This window comes from Pseudomonas sp. WS 5532 (genome assembly GCF_012985445.1).
Classification (GTDB): domain Bacteria; phylum Pseudomonadota; class Gammaproteobacteria; order Pseudomonadales; family Pseudomonadaceae; genus Aquipseudomonas; species Aquipseudomonas edaphica.
This window is the reverse complement of the sequence record NZ_JAAQWK010000003.1, coordinates 160,963-174,353: the sequence shown is the minus strand read 5'-3', so window position 1 is coordinate 174,353 and position 13,391 is coordinate 160,963. Positions and strand designations below refer to the sequence as shown.

The 13,391-nt window shown below is 50.9% G+C and carries 14 protein-coding genes; 11 read left to right on the top strand and 3 right to left on the bottom strand.

The annotated features are described in order from the left end of the window. The first annotated feature begins 10 nt into the window (after window positions 1–10). From HBO23_RS07465 to HBO23_RS07415, 11 genes are all read left to right on the top strand, one after another. Window positions 11–1,144: a phage/plasmid replication protein gene (locus tag HBO23_RS07465; protein WP_170037365.1), complete on the top strand. Its 1,134-nt coding sequence runs from the start codon at window positions 11–13 to the stop codon at window positions 1,142–1,144. After that, window positions 1,141–1,374, top strand: coding sequence for a hypothetical protein (locus HBO23_RS07460; protein ID WP_170037362.1), 234 nt, complete (start codon window positions 1,141–1,143; stop codon window positions 1,372–1,374). Before HBO23_RS07465 ends, HBO23_RS07460 begins: the two co-directional genes overlap by 4 nt. Further along, window positions 1,374–1,628: a hypothetical protein gene (locus HBO23_RS07455; protein ID WP_170037359.1), complete on the top strand. Its 255-nt coding sequence runs from the start codon at window positions 1,374–1,376 to the stop codon at window positions 1,626–1,628. The genes HBO23_RS07460 and HBO23_RS07455 overlap by 1 nt, the downstream gene beginning before the upstream one ends. A 13-nt stretch (window positions 1,629–1,641) precedes the next feature. Further along, window positions 1,642–1,935, top strand: coding sequence for a propanediol utilization protein (locus tag HBO23_RS07450; RefSeq protein ID WP_170037356.1), 294 nt, complete (start codon window positions 1,642–1,644; stop codon window positions 1,933–1,935). 291 nt (window positions 1,936–2,226) lie between these two features. After that, entirely contained in the window at window positions 2,227–2,451 is a 225-nt protein-coding gene (locus tag HBO23_RS07445; RefSeq protein WP_170037353.1) for a hypothetical protein, read from the top strand. 179 nt (window positions 2,452–2,630) lie between these two features. Then, window positions 2,631–3,941 (top strand): hypothetical protein, encoded by a 1,311-nt coding sequence (locus tag HBO23_RS07440; RefSeq protein ID WP_170037350.1) that lies wholly within the window; start codon window positions 2,631–2,633, stop codon window positions 3,939–3,941. Between the two features lie 8 nt (window positions 3,942–3,949). Then, window positions 3,950–4,237, top strand: coding sequence for a DUF2523 family protein (locus tag HBO23_RS07435; protein ID WP_170037347.1), 288 nt, complete (start codon window positions 3,950–3,952; stop codon window positions 4,235–4,237). Further along, window positions 4,237–5,292: a zonular occludens toxin domain-containing protein gene (locus tag HBO23_RS07430; protein WP_170037344.1), complete on the top strand. Its 1,056-nt coding sequence runs from the start codon at window positions 4,237–4,239 to the stop codon at window positions 5,290–5,292. The genes HBO23_RS07435 and HBO23_RS07430 overlap by 1 nt, the downstream gene beginning before the upstream one ends. Next, entirely contained in the window at window positions 5,289–6,509 is a 1,221-nt protein-coding gene (locus HBO23_RS07425; RefSeq protein ID WP_170037341.1) for a hypothetical protein, read from the top strand. Before HBO23_RS07430 ends, HBO23_RS07425 begins: the two co-directional genes overlap by 4 nt. A gap of 401 nt (window positions 6,510–6,910) precedes the next feature. Next, the gene (locus tag HBO23_RS07420) at window positions 6,911–7,516 is read left to right on the top strand and encodes a hypothetical protein (RefSeq protein WP_262378166.1); all 606 of its coding nucleotides are present in this window, start codon (window positions 6,911–6,913) and stop codon (window positions 7,514–7,516) included. Between the two features lie 1,363 nt (window positions 7,517–8,879). Then, entirely contained in the window at window positions 8,880–9,878 is a 999-nt protein-coding gene (locus HBO23_RS07415; protein ID WP_170037338.1) for a fimbrial protein, read from the top strand. A 134-nt stretch (window positions 9,879–10,012) separates the two neighbouring features. Here HBO23_RS07415 and HBO23_RS07410 read toward each other — a convergent pair whose 3' ends face one another. The 3 genes from HBO23_RS07410 to HBO23_RS07400 all read right to left on the bottom strand — a co-directional run bounded on the left by HBO23_RS07410 (window position 10,013) and on the right by HBO23_RS07400 (window position 13,390). Continuing rightward, window positions 10,013–11,113: a polyamine ABC transporter substrate-binding protein gene (locus tag HBO23_RS07410; RefSeq protein ID WP_170037335.1), complete on the bottom strand. Its 1,101-nt coding sequence runs from the start codon at window positions 11,111–11,113 to the stop codon at window positions 10,013–10,015. 63 nt (window positions 11,114–11,176) lie between these two features. After that, window positions 11,177–11,992, bottom strand: coding sequence for a carbon-nitrogen hydrolase family protein (locus HBO23_RS07405; protein WP_170037332.1), 816 nt, complete (start codon window positions 11,990–11,992; stop codon window positions 11,177–11,179). A 372-nt stretch (window positions 11,993–12,364) separates the two neighbouring features. Beyond that, the gene (locus HBO23_RS07400) at window positions 12,365–13,390 is read right to left on the bottom strand and encodes a fimbrial protein (protein WP_170037329.1); all 1,026 of its coding nucleotides are present in this window, start codon (window positions 13,388–13,390) and stop codon (window positions 12,365–12,367) included. Window position 13,391 lies beyond the last annotated feature (1 nt).

The following is a 13,391-nucleotide window of genomic DNA, read 5'->3' as shown; positions in this document are numbered from 1 at the left end:
AGGATTTCATATGTTCATTGATTGGTTAACGATTTCGCAGGAGCATCAGCATGATCTACCGATCGTGTGCGGCATCTTTACCTTGACGGTGGACGCAAATACCAATGAGATTCTCAGCACCCGTCAGCCACGTTTCAAACACGAAGCCAGTTTTTCGACTTCGGTCACTGTTCACGTTCAGGGCCGGAAAGTTCGAGTGGAAGGAAATCCTAGCCGAGTAGGGCGGCTAGATAACCTTTTTGGATTTGCTTCTATCGAGCAATGCGTGTCGGTTTACAACGCGTTGCTGCGTGAGTATGGGCTTCCTGGGTTCACCCGCTGTACTCGCCTTGATATTCGGCAGGGTGAATCCGGTGCGAAGTCTGGTGACCGTATTGCCGATGGTGCAAAGATTGAACGGATTGACCTAACCACCAATGTTTCGTTGGGGGAGGGCAATGTCCTTGCCTATCTGCGCGGTGTTTCTAGTCAGCGAATCGGTCATTCCATCGGTTTTCTGTACCCCAACGGGCGAACTGTTGCTTGGACGCCTAAAGGCAACGGTAAAGGCGGGCGTCTTCAGTACCGAAAGGCTTATGACAAAGCCTTTGAGATGGATCAGAACTGTTTACCTAAGATAAAACGCGTCTTTGGCGAAGATTCGGAAGAGTACAAATATGTTCAGCGGGTTAGAAACTACTGCTCACAAGAAGGCGTAGTCCGTATGGAACAAGAGCTTAAAAGCGAATACTTACAGCGTGAAGCCCTCTGCTATTGGGGTTTATTTGATGAAAGGCGTCTGGCCGAACTCCACTGTGAGTTTCTTAAAATAGATGAAAAGTTAAAGGTGACAGCCATGGATATTGTGAGCATTGCCGAACAGTTGGTTGCTGAGGGTGTTTGTCCTACTCTACGTTCTGCTCGTACTACGGCTAGCTATGCTCTTGAGTGGATGTCTGGAACATCTAATATTGACTTTTCAAAGTCTCAAGTTAAAAAACATGCCGCTTTTCTTAACCGCATCGGCATAAATATCCGTAACGCCTGCGATACCAGCCGCTTTGCACCTGTTTTTGTTCGTCAGTGTCGTGAAGTCACTAAAAGCACTTTAGCTGTTCCTGTTTGGTACCAACGTCCAAACCATCTACAGCAGGTTGCAGCATGAGAACAGTTAGTTTTCAAGGCGATCAGCTTACTAGTGGCCAGCGTCGTAGATTTGAACTTCAGCAGCGCTTGAAGCACGCGTTCATAAATCCCATTCTTGAGCAGCAAGTTCAAGAAACGCTTAAAGCTGTAGAGGCTAGAAAAGAGCAGGGCATTAAACCTGAGCGTATTTGGCTTTTAGAGCGTCAAGAAACAGGAACAACCTGTGTTGCCGAATGGATGGGTTTCTAATGGACAAAAAGCAGTTTCAAGTTCTGCGTTGGAATGTCGAATCTGATATTCGTAATCATGTTACTGATGAAACACTCATTAAAAGCATCGCTAACGATGTTATGCGAACTATTCTGACTGACTTTGCAGCTCAAGCTGTCAACCGGCAACGCAATAACCGACAGTTTTTAACTTTCAGGCGTAATCCTGAAACAACAGCGCCCAGTTGGGCCTATCGCAAGCCGGGCATAAGCTCCCGACTTCCAACACTGTAATGAGGGCAATACTATGTCGAATGTAATTCTTGTTGAGGTTACCGGAATTAACCGTACTGGCACAGCTTCTAAGTCCGGAAAACCTTACTGCATGTATGAGGCGTATGTTCATCTTCCGAATGTTCCTTACCCTCAGAAAGCTTCCTTTTATGCCGAGCTGCCTAACCAAGTTCCGCAGCCTGGCACTTATGAGTGTGACGTTATCGCAGATGTTCGTGATGGCCGTTTAACTTTTGATGTTGATCCTCGTCAAGCGCGTCGGGTTAACTCTAGTTCAACCCAAGCGTCTGCACCTAAAGCTGGATAAATAGACATGGCAGTTTGTACGCTTTTAGATGCGAACGGCTTTGTAATATCCACAAAAGAAACTATCTGCTCTGCATTTGTCATGCTCACACCTTCTGAGTTTGCTTCCGTTCAAGCAGCTGCTGCGCCGTTCGACTACACACAGGCATTTGCCTTTTGGTCGTTTGCGTTCGGTACAACATTGCTTTTTTGGTTGGTGTCTCGCGGTGTGGGCACCATCTTGAACCTCATACGTCATCGGTGAGGAAAGCCGTACCGGCCGGATGCCGGTTATTAAGAAAGGGTAACAACCATGAAACTGAAACAACTGCTGTCCGCTACCGTTTTAACTGCCGGTGTCGTTGCTGCCACTGCTTCGCAAACTGCTTCTGCTGCTATCGATTTGACCACCATTACTGGTGCTTTTACTGCTGCTGACGTTGTCGCTGGCATTCTGGCTATCGGTGCTGTTCTGGCGACAATCTATGCAACTTCAAAAGCAGCTTCGATGGTTCTGGGCATGATTCGCGGTCGCTGATTGCAAGTATCTAGGGGCATTGCTTTGGCGTGCCCCTTTTTTTCGTCTTTAGTAAGCAGGAAACTTTTATCTTCGGAGTTTATGTTCATGACCACCAATGACGCGTGGTATTTACTCATGTTCGTCTTTGGCCTTATGTGTGCCTGGGCGGTAATCACTGGCTTTGCGGATAATGACATATGAAAAAAATCGTTTATTTCTTCTTCGCTAAGAAAGCTTTTCTGTTTGCTCTGCTTTTTATGCCTGTCTTTGTTTCCGCAGCTCCTGCTTTTTCAGCGAAAGTTGGTCAGGCTGTAGGTGGTGTAATGGAGCGGAAAGCTATTCAGCGGGGTTTTGCTGCTAATGATCCCCGCTTTTCTGCGGCTCTTAATGCGACTGCTGCTGTTTTGACTGCTGCAGCTACTGGTGTAGTTGCGGTTTCTGGTGCGCCTATTTGGGTTACGATTGGTTTGGGAGCATTGGCGGCAGGGGCAATTAGCCTTGCTATTGATGCCACGGTGAATTGGATCTTTAATTCTGATGGGACTGTTACTTATACGGTTGTTTCTGCTGATGATGGTGGCCAATTAACTAATGGCGGTCTCTACTGGTCTAGTTATAGTTCGTCTGGTTCTGGGGCTGGCCGTTACATCGCAGGTTCCCCTTTACTTGCTGCGAATCTTTTTATTAAAGGTTCCGGCTTTAACTTTTCTTTTACTCAATGTGATGTTGCTGGTAACTTTGCTCATTGTTACGGGGCTTCAGGTAGTCCTTCTTCTTATAAGGATGTCTATAAGTACTCTAATTTTGTTGGCTCTTGTCCAGCGGGGCAGGGGTCGGTTAATAATGTTTGCGTTTCACTTGCTGGTACCTCTCCTTCTGGGCAGTTTACTAAGAAGCCTGATTTAGCTGCTGATGATTTAACTCCTGCTCAGAAGGCTGCTCCTCTAAATCCAAAGGTTTTAGCTGACATAGCTAATCAGGCATGGTTGCACGCTTCAAATACACCTAATTATCAAGGCTTGCCTTATAGCTACTCGGATCCGGTTACAGTTGCAGATGTTGAAGCTTGGCGTGCTTCTAATCCTTCTTCATATCCTTCTGTTGGGGACGCTTTAGCTTCTGCTGTTAATCCTTCTACCGGTTCTGTTCCTGTTACAACTCCTTCTCTGGGTGTTAATCCAACCCCTGGCATTCCTACTGCTCCTGAAGGTACACCTAAGTTAGATTTCGGGATTGATCCAGGTATTGGTTCACCAACCCTTGAATCAACTCCTACAGGTGCGCAGATACTAGCGCCCATTACTGGGTTGATGCCTGATCTTAAGAATTTTCAGGTTCCTTCTCACCAGGGTGAATGTCCGAAACCAGTATTTGACATATCTGTTTTGCATACTCGTGTCACTATGGATGCTCATTGCACTCTGTTTGAAGGTGTTCGTGGTCCGCTTTATAACGGTAGTTTAGTTGCTTGGCTCATTGCTGCTTTGTTTATCGTTCTCTCGGCTTGAGGTGATTTATGTTCGGTATTTTGCTTTCTGCTGGTAACGCGTTGCTGGGTTGGTTGGTTCGTGGTGTTCTTGTTAAATTTGTTGTTATGACCGCTTTATACTGGATCGTCGCTGAGCTGGTTGGCGTCATGGCGTCATGGCTTCCAAATGGAGCTGGTCTTACTTCTGCGTTTGGCGGCATTAGTGCTGCCACCTGGTACTTTCTTGATCTCTTTGCGTTCTCGAACGGCGTGCCTTTGCTCATCGCGGCACTAGTTACGCGTTTTCTCATACGCCGTATTCCGGTAATTGGCTGATGCCTATTAATGCCTATACCGGGCTGATGGGCTCGGGCAAAAGCTTTGAGTGTGTCGTCTCCGTTATCGTCCCAGCGGTCGCTAAAGGTCGCCGTGTTGTGACAAACGTCGACGGTATCGATTCTGATGCCATCCGTGCATACATCAATGAGAAGCAGGGCATTGCTCTGGAAAAACTCGGCGAGGTGGTGCACTGTCAAAACGAAGACGTTTTCAAGGCTGATTTTTTGCCTCACGGCCAGCCGGTGGACACGTTCTGCCAGCCTGGTGATTTGATCTGCATTGACGAAGCTTGGCGATTTTGGGGTTCTGATTCGAAGATCGGCACCGAACACCGGATTTTCTTCCGCGAGCATCGTCACTATGCGCACGCTGAAACCGGTGTGACCTGTGACCTGGTGCTTATGGTTCAGGACATTTCCGACCTTCACCGCATCTTGAAAACGGTGGTCGAGCTGTCGTTTCGTACCACCAAAATTAAGTCGCTGGGTTTGAATAAAATCTACCGGGTTGAGATGTGGGAGGGCTGGAAACAGACGGCCAAATCACGTGTTGACGTGATGAACAAAAAGTATGACCCGGAGATTTTCCCGCTCTATTCGTCGTACTCAGGCGGTCACGGTAAAGAAGTCCAGGTGGATGACCGACAGAACATCCTGAAAAACCCGAAGGTCTGGTTTTTCCTGTTAATGATTGTTTTCGGCGGTGTCGGGTCGGTCTGGGGTGTCCTGCACTTCTTCAACCGCGGTGCTGCTCCCGCTACGGTCGTTCAGCAACCCGCAAGCGCTGCGCAGTCAGCGCCTAATGTTGCGCCTCCTGCTCCCTCTCAGGTGCTTTCCACTGAATGGCGTATTGCTGGGGAAATTGTCGTTGATGGTCAGGCACAAGTTGTCCTGGTCAACACTGACGGCGTGATTCGTTACGAGCATCCGAGCAACTTTCAGAATTCAGGCCGCGTCATGACTGGTCAACTCGACGGCCAACGCGTCAGCACCTTCAGCGGTGGTAAGCCTCCGGCCACGTCTTCCGTTCCTCTCCCTGGTAAAAATCCATGATCCGGTTTTTGTTGCTGTGCCTGTTGTCATTTTCCGCGATTGCTGCCGATAAGCAGGCGCCGTATCAGTTCGACCTGACCGGCTTGCCGATTGGCCAAGTGGCTCAAATTTTCTATGCCGATGCCTTTCGTAAGCCCTACATCCTGTCGCCGGAAGTGCTCGAGGACGGTCGGCCTGTCTCGTTGCGTGTTCAGGGTTCCGCCGTCCAGGTGCGTGCCGATTTCGTCCGCCTTCTTGATGCTTTTGGCTACTCGGTGATTCAGCGCAACGGCGTCGAGCATGTCATGCCGAAAAAAGAGCCGGCACCTCCACCAGGTGAATACTTTCTGTACCGACCGCTTTACCGCGATGTGGCCTATCTGTCGGAAGCTCTCGCGCCATTGTTCCAGGGAAAATTTGGTGTTGATCGCGGGATTTCTGTTCCTGGTCAAACGCCGATGACTGGATCTGCTCCGCGTGGATCTGCTGCTAGCCTGTTAAATCGTGATGCTGATCAGCTGGTTTTTGTTGGCAGCAAAGCCGAAATTGCCAACCTGCGTTCTTTGCTACCTCAGATCGATATCGAGATGGGCGAAGTTATGCTTCGTAGTGCAGTTTATGAGGTTCAAACTGGCGACCGTGACGGTTCCGCTTTTTCCCTTGCAGCCTCGCTGCTCAAGGGCAAAGTGTCGCTCAACTTAGCCGGTAATCCGCTCGATAACTCCGTCAGCATTAGTACCGGTGACTTCAATGCCGTTCTGTCGGCTCTGTCGTCCGATTCGCGTTTTAAGGTGGTCAGTCAGCCGAGTTTGCGTGTGCGATCAGGTAAAGAAGCGACGATAAACGTCGGTGCGGAAGTGCCGGTGTTGGGTGCCTTGTCGTATCCGCAAGGTGCTGGCCAAGCTGTCCAGTCGGTCGAATATCGTAACTCCGGCGTGATTTTTACCATTACCCCTCAGGTGCGCCAGGCTGTTGTCGATCTGACTATTGATCAGCAGCTTTCCAACTTCGTGCAGACCACTACCGGCGTGAATGGAAGCCCGACTTTGACTAAGCGGCAATTGACTACAAGCGTCCAGATGCGCAACGCCGAGGTGGTTATTTTGGGTGGATTGACCGAGGAAAAAACCTCAGAAACGCAAACTGGCCTATCTTTCCTGCCGTCGATTTTCCGTTCCAAAGTTACTGAGTCGAGCAGGTCGGAAATCTTGCTGGTTCTCCAGATGATTAAGATGTGATTGTTCTTTTGCGAAATTTCAGCCTCTACCTCCGGCGTTAAATTTTGGTCGTACAGGGCAGGGCAGCTTGCTGCGCTGTTTTGTTCGACCCGACAAGCGCAGCGCGTCAGTTCCTTGATATTCAAAGACACGTAGGCTATCAGTAAGGGCTCGTAAGGAGCGGACACGCCCGCAGCGCGTCAGCGCGAGGACGGGGCTGCGACGTCGAGTCGCGTACATTCCCCAAGCACCTTTTTTCGATTTAGCAGCTAAATTTCAGGCTGTTCTTGCTGAAAACCGAACGACTTATTATAACTAAACTAAATGACTATTTAGTTTAGTTATTCTCTAGGGTTATTACGGTGCAAGGCGAGGAGGGTTACAGTGCGTGTCAGTCAGAACCGAAACATGTCGAGAGCATAATGACCATTTCAGTAACCATTGATAGCTGTGCGTGGAATTTCTTCTTCGACAATGAGTATGACCTCTGCGTCGAATTACCTCCCGAGAGATTTTCTCTGTTCATTACCAGGGAGGTTGAATTAGAGCTGGATCAGATTCCCGACCAGTCTCAGGGTGTTGATAAGCGTCCGTTGAAGGATTACATCCGTACAAGTATTCAGCTTCGTAACGTTGAAACCAGCTGCTTTTTTGGATTTTCTGAGGCAAACGTTCCTGGGGAGCCGGCTCGTTATGGCGGCTTTGGCCAAGGCACTTTCGAATCCGACATTGAGCGAGATTGGCGTCAGCGAGAAGAAACTCAGCGTTTTCTCCGTAGCAGCACCAAGCGTGCATCCACGGTTCTGGGCCCAAATGAAGCTGATGTTTCTTTGGCTGTGGCCTCACTGAGCTCGGTTCTGATCACGGTTGATCAGAAGAAAGGTGCAAAGCTAGGAAAGAAAGGTCCAATCCATGATGCAGCTATCAATGGTGGCCGGGTCGTATACACCGAAGATTTTAAGAGCAGTGGCTTGACGTTGGCCGACTTCATCGAAAAGCGTTTTGTCGAGCCCAGCGGCGCGTCATGATCGAGGCTTGGTCCAGGTTCGAAATCTGACTACCAGAGCCCCCCAGCCTGCATAGAAAGGTTCGCATAATGTATATTATGTTAAATCGTGCGCCACGTCAGAAATGCCGTTTCTCTTCTTGGCAGCGTGCACCGCTGCTTTCTTGTGACTCCGCGAATTTGAAACTATATCGTGAGAACTGACGCGTTTTACACGGGACCAACGAATTGCTTCGGAGCCTTGAGCGCACATCGGGCCAAAATGTCGTAGCTCACACCGTGTCGATTTTTCTCTTCCAAAGTTCATGCCGATTGGTTTCTTACTTCTCCTCGAACTCGAGACCAACTTTTCACTTCCTATGCGCTCGGACACGGCGGCATCAAGGGCTCGGTGCTCACGAACTCGTCGTTCAAGCGTTGTCATCGAGGTATGAGGAGAACACTCAAGGCGCGTTCTTGAAGGTCAAAGGTTCGGCGCATGGCCTGAAAAAGATGGGCTGGAAATCCGTTCTTGATCTGGGCCAGTCGTTCAGAACCCCTCAGTGCGAAGCGACCGGAACTGAAGGCCCAAAACTCCTCGTTCCCTAAGTTACGCAACCTCTCATGCTTTCCATTTTGGCGCCGCTCAGGTGCTGAAGTGCTCAATGGTTCTACTCCTTCACGCGGGAAGCAGGATTTTGATAATCCTATCATCGGGTGTCAGCAGTCGAATACGTGTTAAACGCTTCGGAGGGGGGCCAATTTCATGCATCTTTTAAAGGGGATGACCGCCCTCCTCTTTGATCCCGATTTCCTCCTATCAGAATTGGCGGAAATGGGGAGGTCTATCTGCGCCGAAAAGTCAGGGGGCTCGCTATATACATCGTAATTTCCGAAATCGCCTCCCGCCGTTAACTACTTAATAAGCCTGCAAAAATCTGAGGGCCGGTAAAAGCGTTCTTCCGCTATGTAGCGGCTGAAACGTCTTGCCTCGTGAGAATATATTCAGCGAGGAGTAAGTATGTCCTCACAAAACCCTATCAGATAATTCGCGCTTTTTATCTGTTATTTCCACACGCTAGAAGGACGAATCTGATTCGCTATGATTGATGCCTCATGGCATGCAGACTGCGGTTTCGGTGTAACGTAAAATGCAAAAGTCGAAAATCACGGATTGAGATAAATCGTATGACGACAGAGCAATATATGAACTTTGAACAGTTCAGCGCTGAAAAGCCAGCCCTAAAAAAGGACATACGCCTTGTTGCGCGCCCATTGAATATGAAGGCTGAGCTATTGGCTATACAGGTACAAATGGTCAATATCGCATGATGCGCTGTTTGCCTCTTTCGTTGTTCGCCCTTAGCGGGCTCTGGCGCAGACGCACCCGCAGGTATCGGGAGGTCATGGCCACTGTCTGTGTAGTTAGCGGTCTGCTAGCATTACCAGCCAGTGCCCTGGCGGGCTGCGCGGCGAGCGGCAATAAAATCGTGCCGTCGATTTCGGATGTGCCCACTGACAGCGGAGGGATGATCTCGTCCGTTTGGCACTCGGCAACCATGTCGCTCATCTGCACGAAGATGCCCTCAGGCACCTATACGAATACGATGGGTGCTACAGGCGTGCCTGCCGGAGCATCCGTCGAGTTTGATGGTGCGTCCTACAACCTCTACCAGACGAACGAGAGTGACGTATTTTACTTTGGGACTTCTTCTGTCGATGGTGGGGCGGAGCACGGATTGAGTTCCAACGTCTACGAAACCGTGCGAGAGATAGGCTTCAGCGGCAGCAGCGGCCGCGTCTTCGACTTTACAATGCGTTCGACGGTCAAAATAAGGTTTTACAGCCCCAAAAAGAGCATGACCTCAGGCCTGCGCACCATCAATACATTGGACGTCATCACGGGCAAAATTACCCATACTAAACCCGGGGTCTACAACGGTATATGGACGATGCGCACTGATAAATTCACGTTCGTGGCCAAGGGTACCTCCTGCACCTTAACCACGCCGGCCAATATTAAGCTTAAGCAAGTGAGCATGGTCGATATGCCTTCAGTCGGGTCCAGCATCGCCGGCGGTGCATTTGTACTGGGCCTGAAATGCAGCACGGATGCACCTGCATTTCAAGTGAGTTATTCCATGTCGGACGTGTACAACCACCCTTCGAACCTTTCTTCCTATCTGAGCCTGGCCGATGAGCCCACGAGAGCGGCGGGTATCGCATTACAAGTGTTGAATGGGACTAACGCCATCAGTTTCGCCCCTTCAGCCAATACCATAATGGGCAACTTGAGGAGCGGTACGATCAGTCAGCCTATGACCGTGCAATACATACGGACCGGTAAGATCGCGACGCCTGGAAAAGCCAACGCGGCTGTCACCGTGACCTTTACTTATGACTGATTGCTTTCTGGACTATCACACGCAAGCGTCCGGCCAACCCACCTTCCTGACCACGACACTATTTGCAGCTCACCGGAGGGCATTCCCTAGGCTCTAGGTGGCTGGCCAGACAGAAACGCTTCCAGTCATCGTCATCAGGTCCCACTCTTGACCTTACTCCAGACCCGCGTGCGCACCCGCTCCAGTTTCAAGGGCAGCGGCTCCAGCGCAAACAGCGTATCCAGCACTGCTTTGGAAGGATAAACCCCCGGATTATCGCGCACCTTCGCATCCACCAGCCCCGTGGCATCCTTGTTGGCATTGGCATAGCTGAGGTAGTTGGACGATGCGGCGATCACCGGCGGGCGAAGCATGTAATCGATAAACGCCAAACCCTGTTGGAGATTCGGTGCATCGTTGAGCAGTACCAGGTTTTCCACCCAGATCGGCGCGCCTTCCTTGGGAATGCTGTACTGAATCCGGCGACCATTACCGGCTGCGTCGGCCGCTTTGCGAGCGTCCATCACGCCACCCGCCCAGCCGACGACGGCGCAGATATCACCGTTCGCCAGATCGGTGATAAAGCGCGAGGAGTCGAAGTAGCGGATGTGTGGGCGCAGTTTCAACAGCAGGGCCTGGGCCTTCACATAGTCGTCCGGGTTCTGGCTGTTGTAGGGCAATCCCAGATAGTGCAAGGCAATCGGGATAATTTCAGCGGGCGCATCCAGCATGGCCACGCCGCACTCGCCCAGCTTGGCGAGATTTTCCTGCTTGAAAATCAGATCCCAGGAATCCACCGGTGCGTCGTTACCCAGAAGCGCGTGGACTTTGGCCACGTCGTAGCCGATGCCGGTGGTGCCCCACAAATACGGCACCGCAAAGCGATTACCGGGATCGTTGTTGTTGACCTTGGCGAGGATGTCCGGGTCCAGATGGGACAGGTTGGGCAGTTGCGAGCGATCCAGTTCCTTGAGTACACCGGCCTTGATCAGGTTCGGCAACAGGTCGCCGGTAGCGACTACCACGTCATAGCCGCTACGCCCGGCCATGAGTTTGCTTTGCATGACCTCGCTGTTGTCGAACACGTCGTAGGCCGATTGAATGCCGGTCTGCGCCTGGAAATCCTTCAGCGTGTTGGGTGCGATGAAGTCATACCAGTTATAGATATTGACCTTCGGCTCCGCGGCCTGAGCACATGCCATTGCGCCGCTGATAACGGCAGCCAGCCCCCATTGCATGCATCGAATAGTGATCATCACGAACTCCTGGGTCGGCACCTGCGCGCCAGCTGATTATTGTTATGGAGGGTATAAGCGCAGTCAGCGAATCAGCAGTTCACGGCGGCCGTCGGGGTGCTCGACAGCCTCTTCTTGCAGTTGCAGTCGACGATCATTGAGGTAGTGATAATCCCTGCGGGCCGCCTTGATTTGAGCAAGGTCCAGACTGATCACATGGCGGGTTTCTTCGCGCCCGGCTTCGTACAGCACGCGACCAAACGTGTCGACCACCGCACTGCCGCCCGCAAACACCAGGCCGTCGTCGCCCTGCCCTGCGCGATTGACCATCACGCTGAACAGCTGGTTTTCCTGGGCCCTGGCCATGATCGCGGTGCGGTGCACCGGACCGTAGGGGTCCATGTTGCCGTTGGTAACGATGATTAACTCAGCCCCCAACTGCGCCAGTGCCCGCGCCGTTTCCGGCAGCTCGATGTCGTAACAGATCAGCAGGCCGACACGCACGCCGTTCCACAGCGTGGTGACAAAGCGATCGCCTGGCGTGATGTCGGCGCGCTCGGAGGGCCACAGATGGGTTTTGCGATAGCGCAGGGCGATGCCGTCGGGGGTGATCAAGACCGAAGTGTTGTAGTAGGCGCTGGCATCACATTCGACCAGGCCGATAACAACCGACACATCGCGCTCGCGCACCGCCTGTTGCACGGCTCGCAGTGTCGGGCCGTCCAGGGGCTCGGCGACGTTGGCCAGTTGTTCATCACTGACGAAGCCCATCAAATGGGTTTCCGGGAATACCAGCAGGTCGGTGTCCGCGTTGCAGTTGGTGATGGCCGCCAAAGCACGTGCAAGGTTGTACGCCGTATCGCCGTCGCGGCCGGCTAACTGCATCAATTCAATCTTCATCAGTGATCCTTCCGCGCAGTTCAGCAAGTTCTGAAAGAGTATGGGCGGCGCTAACGAAGCGAAACATCACGTCGAAGGGGTACCCCCGTGGGGGTAGTGAGATCAAATAACACTCAGATCAAAGCAGACCGCTCATAAGACAATATCATCGTTACACCCGCGCTCACCGCGCCCTGAGTGTGCGTTCACGGCCGTGCAAATGTAGCGCACGCTTAGGGGCTTACTGATCGACCCAGCGCCTTTAGGCATAGCGCCTAACGTGCGCGGGGAAGCAGCCTCCGATCGTCACGGCCATTACCCCCCACCATGATCTGCAACCACACGCCTGAGGCCTGCTCGGTTATTCTCGCCAATGCGAACTGCAGATAAAAATTATTCATAAGAGAGCGTTACGGTGACTCCAGCGTTTACTGTTCCTGGTGTCATTTTCCCGGTACGAATATAGTGAACACCAAAGGGTTTACTGATAGTTCCGCCCTGAACCCCCATATCCCCCAACTTTCCTTTGAGTGTAGAAGCCGAAGTTTGAGATCCAAAGACCACAGGCGTCTCGCCATCAAGCACTTGCAGCGACACACCTGAGGCCGAGTTGACTGCCGAATTCAGCGTTAGATTTGAAGTCGTATTGCCCGGGGCGTTCACATCCTCCAATGAATAAAGAATTTTGTATGGCGCATAGGATGCCGCGCACGTTACGCCAAGCGAAAAATTTACTCTTCCGGTCGTATCACCGACTAACGAGAGCAACGACAAGTTAGTCTTTTTTAGACTCACCTCGGACGGCGCGCTTAGCGTGCAGGACGTATTATTCACGGAAAGACTAACTGAAGGCGAGCCTCCATTAGATGCTCCCGCTTGAGTCGACCCCTCAAATACTCGATTATAAAAAAATAAAGCTTGACTAGGCACTACTAGCTGACCAACCGGCAGTCGAGCAAGAGAAACATAACGAAATCGATATTTGTAACCTTTTTTCAAAAACCCACCAACACCTAAAAAATCAATTTTCCCATAACCAGGATCGAATATGGGAATGTAATCTCCATCTAAAAAAGCATGCTCGTAAATCACACCAATATTGGGATTGCTTGTAGACTGCAAATCATACTGCCTCCCATTAAAATCATACACACCAACTCTAGACTTAAAAAAAAAGAAAACGATATAAAGAGGCACGTTTAGAGTAGTATATGAGCAATTCATAAAATTAGGTATAGATCTTTCATGCCACACATCTGAAATCATCTGTACCCCAGTCTGCCCCTTGGCTTGCTGCACCTTTAAAGTCACACTCGCTCCTGAATCCACATAAGCAAGTTGACAGTTACTAGACGCCCAAACAAGACCACTTACAGAAAAAAGAATGAACAGACACACGCTTTTAAAAAATACGATCATA

Coding starts and splice junctions, on each gene's coding strand:
- HBO23_RS07465 (WP_170037365.1), top strand. CDS start 11: ATGTTCATTGATTGGTTAACGATTTCGCAGGAGCATCAGCATGATCTA.
- HBO23_RS07460 (WP_170037362.1), top strand. CDS start 1,141: ATGAGAACAGTTAGTTTTCAAGGCGATCAGCTTACTAGTGGCCAGCGT.
- HBO23_RS07455 (WP_170037359.1), top strand. CDS start 1,374: ATGGACAAAAAGCAGTTTCAAGTTCTGCGTTGGAATGTCGAATCTGAT.
- HBO23_RS07450 (WP_170037356.1), top strand. CDS start 1,642: ATGTCGAATGTAATTCTTGTTGAGGTTACCGGAATTAACCGTACTGGC.
- HBO23_RS07445 (WP_170037353.1), top strand. CDS start 2,227: ATGAAACTGAAACAACTGCTGTCCGCTACCGTTTTAACTGCCGGTGTC.
- HBO23_RS07440 (WP_170037350.1), top strand. CDS start 2,631: ATGAAAAAAATCGTTTATTTCTTCTTCGCTAAGAAAGCTTTTCTGTTT.
- HBO23_RS07435 (WP_170037347.1), top strand. CDS start 3,950: ATGTTCGGTATTTTGCTTTCTGCTGGTAACGCGTTGCTGGGTTGGTTG.
- HBO23_RS07430 (WP_170037344.1), top strand. CDS start 4,237: ATGCCTATTAATGCCTATACCGGGCTGATGGGCTCGGGCAAAAGCTTT.
- HBO23_RS07425 (WP_170037341.1), top strand. CDS start 5,289: ATGATCCGGTTTTTGTTGCTGTGCCTGTTGTCATTTTCCGCGATTGCT.
- HBO23_RS07420 (WP_262378166.1), top strand. CDS start 6,911: ATGACCATTTCAGTAACCATTGATAGCTGTGCGTGGAATTTCTTCTTC.
- HBO23_RS07415 (WP_170037338.1), top strand. CDS start 8,880: ATGGCCACTGTCTGTGTAGTTAGCGGTCTGCTAGCATTACCAGCCAGT.
- HBO23_RS07410 (WP_170037335.1), bottom strand. CDS start 11,113: ATGATCACTATTCGATGCATGCAATGGGGGCTGGCTGCCGTTATCAGC.
- HBO23_RS07405 (WP_170037332.1), bottom strand. CDS start 11,992: ATGAAGATTGAATTGATGCAGTTAGCCGGCCGCGACGGCGATACGGCG.
- HBO23_RS07400 (WP_170037329.1), bottom strand. CDS start 13,390: ATGATCGTATTTTTTAAAAGCGTGTGTCTGTTCATTCTTTTTTCTGTA.